Source organism: Rhodococcus sp. PSBB066 (genome assembly GCF_017068255.1).
Taxonomy (GTDB): domain Bacteria; phylum Actinomycetota; class Actinomycetes; order Mycobacteriales; family Mycobacteriaceae; genus Rhodococcus; species Rhodococcus aetherivorans.
In genome coordinates this window covers 3,728,978-3,742,898 of the sequence record NZ_CP070859.1, presented here as the reverse complement: position 1 = coordinate 3,742,898, position 13,921 = coordinate 3,728,978, and the positions used below count along the sequence as shown (strand labels likewise).

At 73.2% G+C, this 13,921-nt stretch carries 9 protein-coding genes; all 9 read right to left on the bottom strand.

All coding sequences use genetic code 11. The features are described from left to right. Positions 1-113: 113 nt before the first annotated feature. A complete protein-coding gene (locus JYA75_RS17070; protein WP_239010461.1) occupies positions 114-4,655 on the bottom strand; it encodes a cation-translocating P-type ATPase in 4,542 nt (1,513 codons plus the stop codon). Positions 4,656-4,832: 177 nt separating this feature from the next. After that, positions 4,833-6,620 carry an ABC transporter ATP-binding protein/permease gene (locus JYA75_RS17065; RefSeq protein WP_203329208.1) on the bottom strand — a complete coding sequence of 596 codons (1,788 nt, stop codon included), beginning with the start codon at positions 6,618-6,620 and terminating at the stop codon, positions 4,833-4,835. Positions 6,621-7,029: 409 nt separating this feature from the next. After that, on the bottom strand, positions 7,030-7,470 hold the full coding sequence (locus tag JYA75_RS17060; protein ID WP_050035322.1) for a DUF4383 domain-containing protein: 441 nt from the start codon (positions 7,468-7,470) through the stop codon (positions 7,030-7,032). Positions 7,471-7,638: 168 nt separating this feature from the next. After that, the gene (locus tag JYA75_RS17055) at positions 7,639-8,400 is read right to left on the bottom strand and encodes a GAF and ANTAR domain-containing protein (protein ID WP_065923456.1); all 762 of its coding nucleotides are present in this window, start codon (positions 8,398-8,400) and stop codon (positions 7,639-7,641) included. Between the two features lie 97 nt (positions 8,401-8,497). After that, positions 8,498-8,776, bottom strand: coding sequence for a phosphopantetheine-binding protein (locus tag JYA75_RS17050; protein ID WP_006946663.1), 279 nt, complete (start codon positions 8,774-8,776; stop codon positions 8,498-8,500). Positions 8,777-8,785: 9 nt separating this feature from the next. Continuing rightward, entirely contained in the window at positions 8,786-10,009 is a 1,224-nt protein-coding gene (locus JYA75_RS17045) for a dihydrolipoamide acetyltransferase family protein (RefSeq protein WP_161995610.1), read from the bottom strand. 9 nt (positions 10,010-10,018) lie between these two features. Next, on the bottom strand, positions 10,019-10,993 hold the full coding sequence (locus JYA75_RS17040) for a pyruvate dehydrogenase complex E1 component subunit beta (RefSeq protein ID WP_029544022.1): 975 nt from the start codon (positions 10,991-10,993) through the stop codon (positions 10,019-10,021). After that, the gene (gene pdhA / locus JYA75_RS17035) at positions 10,990-12,009 is read right to left on the bottom strand and encodes a pyruvate dehydrogenase (acetyl-transferring) E1 component subunit alpha (RefSeq protein ID WP_029544024.1); all 1,020 of its coding nucleotides are present in this window, start codon (positions 12,007-12,009) and stop codon (positions 10,990-10,992) included. Before pdhA ends, JYA75_RS17040 begins: the two co-directional genes overlap by 4 nt. Beyond that, positions 12,006-13,841, bottom strand: coding sequence for an acetate--CoA ligase (gene acsA, locus JYA75_RS17030; protein ID WP_051359192.1), 1,836 nt, complete (start codon positions 13,839-13,841; stop codon positions 12,006-12,008). The genes pdhA and acsA overlap by 4 nt, the downstream gene beginning before the upstream one ends. Positions 13,842-13,921: the final 80 nt, after the last annotated feature.

Genomic DNA, 13,921 nt, shown 5'->3' with positions numbered 1-13,921 from the left:
GCCAGCGTGCGCGGGGTCTCGGCGGGACGGTGGCGCGGGGGTCTGCGGCGAGCTCGGCGCCTCGAGGAGCCGTCGTTCCCGGGGCACGGCGGCCGTGACGGTCGGACTCGCCCCTACTGTAGTCCCGATGTCGGCGAGAGCCGAGCGGTCGGCGCCGACGTTTTCCCGGAAGCGCCACCGGCATCCCGGGACTCGAGCACCGATGTCACCACCTCCCCGATCGCCGGCAGCCGGAGCGCGGCGGTCGGTGCGACGGCGGCGGCCACGGTGGCCGCCACAGCGCACCCGAGTGCCTGCGTCCATCCGACCGGACCGACCGGCACGCAGCCCAGCAGCCCGCTGACCCCCGGCGTGCTGATCAGCACGGCCATGGCGGCGAGCGAGCCGAGGACGGTGGCGACGACGAGGGGGCTGCGGGACTCGAGCAGTGTCTGCCCGAGCTGAGCGCCGACGAGCGCGACGAGCGCCACGGTCGACGCGCGCGGGTTCGAGCCCGTGACCCTGGCCATCGCCCACGCCGCGGTGGCCGCGGCCGCGGTCGTGGCGCCGCGGGCGGCCATGGCGTGCAGCAGCACGGACTCGTCGGGCCGGGGCGCGGGGCCGGAGCCGTCGGTGCGGGGGGTGCTGACGGCGAGGGCCGCCGCGGGCAGCGCGTCGGTGAGCATGTTCACCAGCAGCAGCTGGCGGGCATTGAGCGGCGAGCGGCCGGTGATCAGGCTACCGAGCAGCGCGAAGGCGACCTCGCCCGCGTTGCCGCCGAGCAGGACCGACACGGCGGCCTGGACTCGCTGCCACAGCACGCGGCCCTCGTCGAGCGCGTCGAGCAGGCCCGCGACGCGGCCCTCGAGCAGCACGACGTCGGCCGCGCCGCGCGCGGGGTCGCTGCCGCGGGAGGCCACGCCGATGCCGACGCTCGCGGCCCGGATCGCGGCGGCGTCGTTGGCGCCGTCACCGACCATGGCGCACACGTGTCCGGTGTGCTCGAGGGCCTGCACGATCTGCACCTTGTGCTCGGGGGACATCCGGGCGAAGACGAGGCGCTCCTCCACGGCTCGTTCCCGTTCGGTGTGCGAGAGTCCGTCCCATTCGGCACCGCTGAGCACCTGATCCGCCGTGACGGGCAGGCCCAGTTCGCCGGCGATCGCGACGGCGGTCACCGGATGGTCGCCGGTGACGAGCCGGACGGCGACGCCCTGCTCGAGCAGCGCGGGCAGCAGTCCGGCCGCGTCGGCCCGCGGTGTGTCGGACAGCCCGATGAGGCCGACGTGCCGCAGCCCGTTTCCGGACAGCTCCGCGAGGGCGTCGGGATCGTCTGCCGCCCCAGCGGTTTCGGCATCGGTCAGGTCGCGCTGTCCCACGGCGATGACCCGCAGTCCGTCGGCGGCCAGGGCGTGCACCCGCTCGCGGACGTCGGGATGGTCGTCGCCGTAGGCGCCGAGCATCATCTCCGGCGCACCCTTGACCGCGAGGTGGTTTCCGGCGATCGCAGCCGCGTAGGCCCGGCCGGACCGGAACGGCAGGTGGGCCGTCCGTTCGGCGGCCCGGTCCGCGACGGCGGCGGCGTGCGCGGACTCGACGATCGCGACGTCGGTGGCGTGCTCGGGTGGTCCCCCGTTTGCCGGAATGCCGGTGCGGGCGGCGCAGGCCAGCACGTCCTCCCGGGTGAAGCCGGGGGCGGGTTCGACCGCCGCGACCCGCAGGCGGTTCTCGCTGAGTGTGCCCGTCTTGTCGAAGCAGACGACGTCGACCCGGCTGAGGGCCTCGATCGAGCGGGGCGCCCGCACGAGGGTCGAGCGCTTGGTGAGCCGGCGGGCGGACGCGACCTGCGCGAGGGTGGCCACGAGCGTCAGCCCTTCCGGCACGGCCGCGACGGTGACCGCGACCCCGCTGGTCACCGCCGCGCGGACCCCGGTGCCGCGGAGCAGGCCCAGCGCGGCGACGAGGACGCCGCCGCCGAGGCTGACGGGCAGCGCCCGGCGGGTGAGGGTGCTCAGCCGTGCCTGCAGGCCCACCTCCCGGACCCGCGCGGGCGCCATCGCGGTGGCGCGACGGGTCTCGGTGGCCCCGCCCACCGCCGTCACGACCGTCACCGCGGTGCCGGTGAGCACGGTGGTGCCCGCGTAGAGCATGCAGGCGCGTTCGGCCAGCGGGGCCCCCGGCGTCGAGTCGCTCTGCTTGACGACCGGGAGCGACTCCCCGGTCAGTGCCGACTCGTCGACCTCGACCCCGTCGGCGTGGAGGATGCGCCCGTCCGCGGGCACGACCTCGCCGGGACGGACCTCGACGACGTGCCCGGGACGCAGCCGGGCCGCGGGGACTCCGACGTATCGCCTGCCGCCGCGTGGTCCGGCGACGCGGCGCGCGGGCGGATCCTGCACCGCCAGAAGCCTTTTCAGAAGTCGCTCGGCACGCAGGCGCTGGGCGGCCGAGATCGCGGCGTTGAGCAGCAACACCGATCCCACGAGCACGGCGTCGAGCGGCGAACCGAGCACCGCACTCGCCGCGGAGCCGGTGGCGAGGACGGGGGTCAGCGGGTCGGACAGCTCGGTGCGTACCGCACGGGTGAAGTCGACGGCGGAGCCGACCGGGCGGGTGCCGACCCGCCGCACCACCCGCACCGCCCGCGTGCGGGTCCGCACCCGCCAGCCGGAATCCTCCGCGGGCAAGAACAACTCGTCCGGCGACGGCGCGGGGAGGAGCGCGCACACCTCGGCCACCGACAGCGCATGCCAGTCGTGGGCCGAACGCGGCGGCGGCAGCGGCGCGGCGAGCGCGGTGCGGGCCGCCGACGTTCCGGCCCACAGCCCGGCCGCGGCACCGGCGGTGACCGATTCCGGACCGGTGCCCGGCACACCGGGCAACATGAGCAGCGCTCCGAGGGCGGAGGCGTCGCGGGCGATCTCCACGCCGCGCCGGCTCGCGGTCCGGGCGGCCGGGAGCGCGTGCAGGATCCGCCACGCACCGGTGAGGTCGCGGACCATCAGGTCCGCCGGCCAGGGCGGCCGGCTGCCATCGCGCAGGACACCGATGCCCACGTCGGCCAGGGCGAGGGCCTGCGCCGCCTCGGCGGTGAGGACCACGACGGTGCCGCCGCCGCGCTGCAACCTCTCGACGATGCCGAGCAGTGCGGCGTCCATCGACTCGACGAGAGGTTCGAGGCGATCGAATCCGTTCCGCAGGGAGCCCGCCCCCTCGTCCTCGACGGAGACCACGACGATCCCGGCGCGCCGGGCGGCGGCGAGCACGGCGGACGCGTAGCGGTCGTGGACGGGACCGATCAGCACCCGCGCGTCGGCGGGAAGGTGCCCGGGCACGTCCGGCACGGCGGAGACGGGGTGCCAGCCGGGGGTGAGGACGCCGCGTTCGACCGCCGTCCGCGCCCGGTCCCACACCACGCTGCGGTCGCGGTCGGGCACGCCGTTCAGGCGCGTCACCGCGAGCCCGGGGGTGTACAGGGCGCGGGGGTCGACGACGATCGCGTCGACCCGGTCGAGGCGGCGCAGCACGGCCGGTCGCAGGGTCAGCACGCCGCGGGCGGCGAGCCCGCGCGCGAGGGTGGCGGCGAAGGATTCCCGCGCGGTGCGGGTGGCCTTGGGGACGGCGACGAGCGCCGCGGAACCGGCGGTGGTGGGTCGGCCGGTCAGGAGCCCGGCCGCCGCCGCGCCGGCGAGGCCGGCCCAGCCGGCGCGGTCGGTGTAGCGCTCGACCGGACCGGCCGGGGGTTCGGTGGGACGGACCGGCCGGCGCGGGCAGCGGGCCGTGGCCGCGTGGGGGGCGAGGTCCGGTTCGAAGTCGCGCCAGGCGCGCCGCATCGCCAATGTCTCGCCCACGAGGACGGTCCGGGTGGCGGCCTCCACGGCGGAGGAGGCAGGCGAGAGGGTCAGGGTGTGCAGCACGGAGGTCCCGGCGGCCAGCAGCAGGTCGGCCCTGCCGGGGCCGAGCGCGGACTCGACGAGAGCGCGGATCCGCGGGTGGTAGTCCGACACGAGGACCGGAGCGGCTGCGCCGCCGTGCAGGCGCGGCAGGCGCAGGTAGCGCCCCGCCGCGGTCAGCGCCAGTCCGGTGCCGGCGGTCGCCGCGGACACGCCCCGCCGGACGAGCAGGACGTCGTCGCCCGGCAGCTCGTGCGGAACACCGCGGGGTGCGGTTGCGGCGCCCTCCGCCTCGGCGTGTTCGACGACGCGCCGGAGCGTGCCGGCCGTCGGTCCGGCCGGGTCCGTGGACACCACGAGACGGCACCAGGGGCGGTGCAGTTCGGCTGTGGCCACGCCCGGTGTGTCTCGGATCGCTGCGAGCACCCGGTCGCCGAGCGCCTCCCCGTCCGGGCCGTCGAGGCCGCGGACCTCGATCCACGTTCGGGCACCGTTCGCTGCGCAGCGCCGGGCGGGGCGCCCGCCGGCCGCCTCCCGGGCGACGTCCGCGACGAGCTGGACAACGGCCGCGGGGGCGGGAGCCGCGGCCGCGGTGACGGGTGCGCGCAGCAGGGCCGCCCCCACGCCGGCCGCCGTGGCGGCGCCGACGATCGCGGTGTCGAGGGCGACGCCGGCACCGGCGGCCGCCACCCGCACGCCGGCCCGCAGGGCGGATCCGGGAAGGGCCACGAGGGTGGCGACCGAACCGCGCGGACGCCGCCGGTAGGAAGTGCTGTGGTGCATGGTGTCCTCCTCGGCTGCCGCACGAGCATCCCGGCTCGGGACCGGACACCGGGTGCCGACCCTCGGACATGCCCGCCGGCAGTCGCCGGCATCGAGGTCACCGCGCTTTCAGCGTAGTTCCGCCGTCGGGCGGTGGACACGTCTCGGGGTGATTCGCCCGGTGACCTCGCGTGGAGTTCAGCGGACGCTCTCGGTGACCGTCCAGCGACCCTCCCCCTGCAGTTCGAGCACCCGGTCGTGGAAGCTGTCGAGGGTGCTGCGGTGCCCGACGCTGACGATGACGCTGTCCGGCAGCGCCTCGCGCACGGTGCGATAGAGCGCGTGCTCGAGTCCCTCGTCGACGGCGGCGGTGGCCTCGTCGAGGAACACGGTCCGCGGCCGGGCCAGCAGCACCCGCGCGAACCCGAGGCGCTGCTGCTCCCCGGGGGACAGCACGCGCGCCCAGTCGGTGTCGTCGTCGAGGCGTTCCCTCAGGTGCCCGAGGTGCACGCGTTCGAGCACCTCGCCGAGTTCCGCCTCGTCCCGTACGGGCGGACGAGGATACGACAGCGCTTCGCGCAGCGTCCCGAGCGGCACATACGGGTCCTGGGACAGGAACAGCGCGTCGCCGTCCGGACGCGCGATCCGACCGTGGGCGTACGGCCAGAGCCCGGCGAGGGAGCGCAGCAGTGTCGTCTTGCCGCTGCCGGACGCGCCGCGGACGAGCAGCGCCTCGCCGGGGGACACGTGGATGTCGAGGCCGGTCACGAGCGGCCGGCCGGCCGGGGTCCGCACGTCGAGACCGCGCAGGTCGAGGGTGTCACCCTGCTCGGTCGCGACGAGGACGGGCAGCTTCGCGGACTGGTCGGTGGCGTCGACCAGGCCGTTGAGACGGATGGTGGTCGCCCGGAACGCGGCGAAGTCGTCGTAGGACTCGCGGAAGAAGGACAGCGATTCGTGGACCTGACCGAAGGCGTTGCCGGTCTGCATCACGTCACCGAGGGTGACCTGACCGGCGAACAGCCGCGGCCCCTGGATGAGAAACGGGAAGATCACCGCGATCTGGTTGACGGTCAGGTTGAAGCCGTCGAACTTCAGGATCCGGAACACGATGCGCCACCAGTTGCGGATCACCGCGGCGAATCGGCCCAGCAGGCCACCCCGCTCGACGTTCTCGCCGTGGTAGAAGGCGATGTTCTCGCCGTACTCGCGGACGCGGACCAGGGCGTAGCGGTAGGTGGCGCCGAGCTTCTCGTTGAGGAAGTTCAGCCGGATCAGCGGCCGGCCGATCCAGAACGCCACCGCGGTGGTGACCAGCACGTAGATGTAGACCAGGAACACCATTCCGCGGGGGATCTCGGTGCCGAACACGGTGATCGGGCCCGACAGGTCCCACAGGATGCCGGTGAAGCTGACGATGGACAGCACCGCGGTGACCGCCCCCATCGACAGGACGCGGGTGGTGGTGACGAAATCGGTGACGTCGACCTGGATGCGCTGGTCGGGGTTGTCCACCGGCTTGTCCACGAACCGGTCCCGGTAGAACGCCCCGGTGTCGAGCCAGGTGTCGACGAGCCGGTTGTTCAACTGGGTGCGCCAGTGGATGTCGAGGGTCTGACCGAGCAGGTACGCGACCAGGCTGCGCGCCACGTGGATGATGGCGAGCACGGCGAAGACCCGCATGAACCGCCAGAACGCGGCCTCGTCGAGGTCCTGGATCGCGGTGTAGAAGTCGTTGTACCAGTACGAGAACAGCACGTTCATCCGCACCGCGAAGACGGTGAACAGCAGAACCAGGGCCACGAGTCCGAGCGGGCCGAGGCCCCGACGCGGATCGAAGTAGGGCCACGCGATGCGCCACCACTGCCGTCCCCAGTGGGTCGTTCGCGCGAGCAGCGCCACCACGACGACGAACACCACCGTTGTGATCACATACGCCTTCAGCGTCCACCAGACGCTGTCGACGAGCACACTTCCCCATTCCATCCGTCGCCGCTCCCGTCTCCCGCGCGATCGCGCGGTCCATGCGAGAGATTGTGGACCCCGCCCCGGGGTGCGCGACGCCGATTCCGCGACCGATCGTGGGGCTGCCCCCGCGGCGGAGCCGGTGGCCGGGGTGCGCCGGGCACCGGACCGCTGCTTCGTCACGGGTTCTGCGGGTATCCGACGGTCATGGAGGTTCTGGGCATTCTCATTCTCGTCGGGGTGGTCGTCTACGTGGTGGTCCAGCGTCGCAGGAGCGGGCCACGGAGGTGACCACGGCTCGGCCGGGCTCGCCGTGCGGTCGAGCCCGGCCGGGCCGTGCCCGCAGGACGGAACGATTCGCGGGTGCACACGAACGTCGCCGGTCCTCGCTCCTGGCGGCGAGGACCGGCGACGGGTCGGTGGGTGGCTGTCAGCGGGTGCCGGGCACGGTGCGGTGCGTCGTGGTCCGGCGGGTGAGCAGGAAGCCGAGGGCGATCATGGCGGCCCCGAGCACGAAGTGCAGCCAGTCGTCGGCGGAGTTGACCGGCACGAAGTTCGCCGAGCTGTCCTTGTCGACCACCAGTCCGTAGAGCCACAGCACCAGGTAGATGATGCCGCCGCCGATGAGGTAGGACCGAGCGGCACCGACTGTGCGGGCCATCGCGACGCCTGCCACACCGAAGAGCAGATGCACGATGTTGTGGAGGATGGAGACCTCGAAGATCCCGAGCAGCAGCGCCCCGGACTCGTGCCCGGCGAACGTCATGGTGTCGTAGTTGGTCGTGATTCCGGGAACGAACCCGAGAATGCCGACGAGGAGGAACACCACACCGACAGCGAGGGCCGCTGTCTGCACCGGTGTCCGGGTCATAGTTCGTCCTGCGTGCTCGGCCATGGCCGGCTCCTTTCGTTCGAACAGGTGACCGGAGCGGAGTGGCTGCGGCTGCCGGAGAGATACCTCCGTGGGCGTTCGTGAAACCTTGCCCGCGAGGATTTTCGTGGGACGGCGACGGGCCGTGCGTGCTGCCGATAGGAACGGTCACCGGTCCCGGGTCATCGGCCCCGGCCGCGGGTCGGTTCCGGCGGGGGTGAGCTGGGCGACCAGTCGGGCAGCGACGTCGCGCAGCTTGACGTTCTCGTGCTGGGACTGGCGCACCAGCACGGCGAAGGCCTCCTCGGCGGTCAGACCGCGCGCGGCCATGACGATCCCGACGGCGTGGTCGATGGTCGGACGCGAGCGCAGGGCCCGATCGAGTTGCGTGATCTCCGCCCGGGCCCGGGCACAGCGACGGGCCTGCCGCAGTGCGGTCTCCACGGCCGTCGTGAACACCTCCACCAGCGTCTCGTCCAGAGAATCGAACCCGTGGTCGTGTTCGCTGTAGAGGTTGAACGATCCGGCCGTCTCGTCGTCGATCCGCAGCGGCGCGGCCAGCGAACTCGCCGTCCCGAACCGTTCCGCGCGCTCGGCGAACGCCGGCCAGCGTCGCCGCATCTCGGCGCGGTCCGCGCGCACCACCTGGCCGGTCCGCACGGCGTCGAGGCCCGGACCGGCGCCGGCGAGGTACTGGGCGTGGTCGAGTTCGTAGAGCAGCGGATTGCTGCAGGCCTCCGTCTCGGGGCGGCCGCCCCGCAGGACCGTCACCCCCGCCATGCCGGTCTCGGGCACGATCTTCACGACGTTGCCGACGAGCAGGTGCAGCAGCTCGGGCAACTCGTCGCCCTCGTCGAGCGCGGCGGACAGCCTGCGCAGCGCCACGACGATCTCCCCGACTCGTCCACACAGTGGATCGTTCCCGGCCATGTCCCCGTCCACGACTGCATCCCCGTCGGTCGTTCTTCTCACAGAATGCACCCGGTGAGACCGGCCGGGCACAGTTCTCGGGTCATCTCGTGTGACCTCACCGCCCGAGGCGCTGCGCCAGGTATCCGACCAGGCCGTCGAGGGTGCTCAGGTGCGCGTAGTCCGCCTCGGGGATGTCCACCCCGAGCGACGAACGCAGTCCGATCAGCACGTTCAGCCAGTCCATCGAGTCGAGGTCGACCTGCTGGCGCAGCGGCCGGTCCCCCGCCAGTTCGATGTCCTCGATCTCGGGGGCGACGTCGGCGATCGCGGCGACGACGGCGGCGCGGATGTCGGCACGGGCGGTCTCGCCGGTATTGGTCTCGTCGGTGGTCACGATCTCACCTCACAGTCGTTCCGGGTGCTGGAGCAGTTCGGCGATCTCGGCCAGGAACAGGGCGCCGCGCCGGCCGTCGCTGACCCGGTGGTCCGCGGCGAGGGTCGCGGTGACCACCGGGACGGGCCGCACCGCGTCGCCGTCGACCCACGGGCGCCGGGTCGGCTTGCCGAAACCGACCAGTGCGACCTGCGGCGGGTAGATCACCCCGTACACCGAGTCCACGCTTTCCTCCCCCAGGTTGGTCACGGTGACGGTGGGGTCGGACATCTCCGAGCTGCGCAGCGAGCCCGCCCGGGCGCGCTTGACGAGGTCGGCGAGGGCCGCCATGAGCTGGGGCAGGGCGAGGTCGGCGACGTCGTGGATCGCCGGGGCGATCAGCCCGCCCTGGCGCAGGGAGACCGCCACCCCCACGTGCGCGGCCGGGGCCGGGTGGAACTCGCCGTCGGTCCAGAATCCGCTCATTTCGGGGTACCGGCGGGTGGCCAGGGCGACCGCCTTGAGCAGCAGCGCCGCAAGCAGGACGCGCTCGGTGACCGGGCGTTGCGCGTTGTACTCGGTGAGCCAGTCGAGGGCCCGCGCGAGCGGGATCTGTTCCGACAGGTAGTAGTGCGGAATCTCCCGCTTGGAACGTCCCATCGCGGACGCGATGGCGCGGCGCATCTCGGCGGCCTTGTCGATCGGGGCCCTGGCCGGTGCCGCCGCGGCGGCAGGTGGCGCCGGCGCCGGCGCGGCGCCCGCACGAGCCGCCGCCCGATCGACGTCCTCGATCGTCACCGACTCCCAGGGTCCGGTGCCGGTCACGGTGTCGAGGTCCACGCCCAGCTGCCGGGCCTGCCGGCGGGCGGCCGGCGAGACCCGCCGCCGCGCGGCCGGGGCGGCCGGAGCGGGCGCCGGCGGCGCCTCGGTGACGGGGGCGGCGCCGCCGGCCGCGGCGACGGGGGCCACCACCGGGGCCGCGGCCGCCGGGGCCTCGGCGACGGGCGGAGCGTCCTCCCCGGGCTCGAGCAGGGTTGCCATCACCGCGCCGACCGGCAGCGTGACACCCGGTTCCGCGACCAACCGGTGGACGACCCCGTCCCGCCAGATCTCGACCTCCACCTCGGCCTTGGCGGTGTCCACCGAGGCGATCACCTGGCCGCGCTCGACCGTGTCACCGGGCGCGACGCGCCATTCGGTCAGGGTGCCCTCGTCCATGTCGGCGCCGAGGGACGGCAGGGTGAACTCGAACACGTCGCCTCCTCAGCTCTCGCCCATCAGGGCCTGCACGGCGGCGACGATCTTCTCCGGCTGGGGAATGGCCGCCTGCTCCAGGTGCCGGGCGTAGGGCACCGGCACCTCCTCGCTGCACACCCGCGCCACGGGTGCGTCGAGGTCGTAGAACGCCTCCTCGGCGATCCGGGCGGTCACCTCTGCGGAGAGGCCGACGCTGCGCCAGCCCTCGTCGACGACCACCACCCGGTGGGTGCGACGGACGGAGTCCACGACGGTGGCCGTGTCCAGCGGGCGCAGCACCCGCAGGTCGACGACCTCGGCCTCGATTCCGCTGCCCGCCAGGGTTTCCGCCGCGACGAGGGACTTGCCGACGGTGCCGCCGTAGGCGACGAGGGTCACGTCGCCGCCCGGCCGGAGCACCCGCGCGCTGTCGATGTCGACCGGTTCGTCGGGGTCGATGTCGGCGGTGGTGTTGTAGAGCAGTGCGTGCTCGAACACGACGACCGGGTCCGGGTCCGCGAGAGCGGGGGCGAGCATGCCGCGGGCGTCCCGCACGGTCGCCGGGGCCAGCACCCGGATGCCGGGGATGTGCGCGTACCACGCCTCGAGGCTGTGCGAATGCTGCGCGGCCAGCTGCCGCCCGGCGCCGGTGGCCATGCGGATCACGATCGGCACGGAGAACTGGCCGCCGGACATGTGGCGCAGTGCGGCGGCGGTGTTCACGATCTGATCGAGGGCCAGCAGGCTGAAGTTGACGGTCATGATCTCGACGATCGGCCGCATCCCGCCGAGTGCCGCACCGATGCCCGCACCGACGAAGCCCAGCTCGGACAGCGGGGTGTCGCGGATGCGTTCGGGTCCGAACTCGTCGAGCAGGCCCTTGGTCACGGCGTACGTGCCGCCGTATCGCCCGATGTCCTCGCCCATGAGGAACACCCGCGGATCGGTGCTCAGGGCGTCGTGCAGCGCGGCGCGCAGGGCCTCGCGGTAGCTGAGTTTCACGATGCCTCCCCGGCCGGTGTGGTCACGTCGCGGAGCAGGTCGGACTCCGGCTCCCAGGTGCCGGCCTCGGCGAAGGCGACGGCGTCGTCGACCTCGGCCACGGCCTGGGCGTCGAGCTGCCGGAACTGTTCCTCGGTGAGCAGAGTCAGCGCCTTCAGCCGCGCCGAGAACGTGTGGATGGGGCCGCGTTCCTTCCACCGTTCGACCTCGGTCTTGTCGCGGTAGAGCTCGGGGTCGAACATCGAGTGGGCACGGAATCGGTAGGTCTGGAACTCGAGGAACATCGGTCCGCCCGTGCTGCGGACGTGAGAGACCCCGGCCCGGGCCGTCTCGTGGACGGCGAGCACGTCCATCCCGTCCGTCCGGAGTGTGGGCACCCCGAACGCGGCGGCCTTGGCGCACAGGTCGGTCTGCGACTCGGACCGGGCCAGGGCGGTGCCCATGGCGTACAGGTTGTTCTCGCAGCAGAACAGCACCGGCAGCTGCCACAGGGCCGCGAGGTTGAGCGCCTCGTGGAACGCGCCCTCCGCCATCGCCCCCTCACCGAAGAAGCACGCGGTGACCCGCGGGATCTTCTGCATCTTGTCGGCCAGCGCGAGGCCCACCGCCAGCGGCAGGCCCCCGCCGACGATCGCGTTGCCGCCGTAGAAGCGGGTCGCGGCGTCGAACAGGTGCATCGAGCCGCCGCGCCCGCGGGAGCAGCCTTCCTGCTTGCCGAACATCTCCGCCATGATCGCGTTCATGGACAGCCCGTGGATCAGGGCGTGCCCGTGCTCACGGTAGGTGCCTACGACCGTGTCGCCCGGGTCGAGCGCGTGCAGCGCGCCGACCGCCACGGCCTCCTCCCCCACGTACAGGTGCAGGAATCCGCGGATCTTGCCGGCGCCGTAGAGTTCGGCGGCCTTCTCCTCCATCCGGCGGATGCGCAGCATGTCGGCCAGCAGCGCGAGCGCGAAGTCGCGGTCGTAGGGGAATCCGGCGGCGCCCCCGCCGGCCTGCTCGGTGTCGCTGGTCATCCGGCCACCTCCGGGGTCTCGAGCGTCGACGTGTCGCCTTCCGCGAGGCCGAGTTCGCGGGCCTTGAGCAGCCGGCGCAGGGTCTTGCCGCTGCGGGTGTGCGGCAGCGAGTCGACGAACGTGAGTTCCTTGGGGGCGACGGCCGCACCGAGCCGGACGCGGGCGTGCCCGATCAGCTTGCGGCGCAACGCGTCGTCGGGTTCGACGCCGCGCTCGAGGACGACGAACGCCTTCACCCGTTCGCCGAGGATCTCGTCCGGCACACCGATCACGGCGGCTTCGAGGACGGCCGGGTGTTCGGCGAGCGCGCTCTCGACCTCGAACGGTCCGATGAGATGGCCGGCGGACTTGATCACGTCGTCGGCGCGGCCGACGAACCAGAAGTACCCGTCGGCGTCGCGGCGCGCGAGGTCCCCGGTGAGGTAGAGATCGCCGGCGAAGCACTTGCGGTAGCGCTCGTCCTGGTTCAGGTAGCCACGGAACATCGACGGCCAGCCCGCCCGCAGCGCCAGTTCACCCTCGGTGTCGGCGGCGGTGACCTCGTGCACCGTGCCGTCCTCGTCGCGGCGGACGATCCGGGCGTCGACGCCGGGCAGGGGCCGGCCCATCGATCCGGGCTTGATGTCGAACGCCGGCGTGTTGGCGATCATGATGCCGCCGGTCTCGGTCTGCCACCAGTTGTCGTGGATGGGCAGCCCCAGCACCTCGGTGCCCCACCACACGGCGTCGGGTGCCAACGGCTCGCCGACGCTGGCGACGAACCGCAGGTTCGGGAACCGGTAGCGTCCCGCGACCTCGGGTCCGGCGCGCATGAGCATCCGGATGGCGGTGGGGGCGGTGTACCACACGCTGATCTGCTGGTCCTGCAGGATCCGGTACCACCGTTCGGCGTCGAACTCGGCTTCGTCGACGATCGAGGTGACGCCGTGCAGCAGCGGCGCGACGATGCCGTACGACGTGCCCGTCACCCAGCCGGGATCGGCGGTGCACCAGTAGATGTCGTCGGGATGCAGGTCGAGGGCGTAGCGGCCGGTGGCGTAGTGGGTGACGACGGCGCCGTGCACGTGCAGCGCCCCCTTGGGGGTGCCGGTGGTGCCGCTCGTGAAGTGCAGCAACGACGGGTCGCCGGCGGTGGTGGGTGTGGGATCGGCGACCGGCTCGGCGGCGTCGAGCAGGGCCCGTAGGTCGAGGGTGCCGGGAACGTCGGTGGCGGCGTCGTCGTCGCCGACGAGCAGCACGTGCTCGAGGGTCGGCACCCGGTCGCGCACCCCCGCGACGCGCCGGTGGTACAGCGCCTCCGTGGTCACCAATACCTGTGCGGAGCCGAGTTCGAGGCGGGTGAGCAGGGGTTCGGGACCGAAGGCCGAGAACAGCGGGGTGACGACCGTGCCGTTGCGCAGGGCACCGAGGACGGCGATGTACAGCTCGGGGATCCGGCCGGAGAACACGAACAGCCGGTCGCCCTTGCCGATTCCGAGGTCGCGCAGGACGCGGGTGAAGCGGCGGACGCGGTCTGCGAGGTCGCCGTACGACAACTCCGTGACGTCGATACGGCCCGTCGCGTCACCGGCACCGAGGAACCGGAGGGCGGGACGGTCCCGCAGCGGGCCGTCGGCGTGCCGGTCGACCGCCGACCAGGCGATGTTGCACCCCCCGCCCGGGGGGCCCGGCACCTGCGCCGCCGCCTCGTCCCACGTGAACCGGGCACAGGTGGCCTCGTAGTCCGACAGGTTCGGCGGGACCCGCAGGTCGTCGGCCGTCTTGCGGATCACCGCGTCGCTGCTGGTCGTCACGGCCGCTCCCTCCGGTGCAGATCGCGTCGAGCCGATCATGCGCCGCCCGGAACGGCCGGCATAGGGGCATTGGTCCCTCGGGCATCCGCCGCACGGGCGTGCGGGTGCTGCCGCGGACC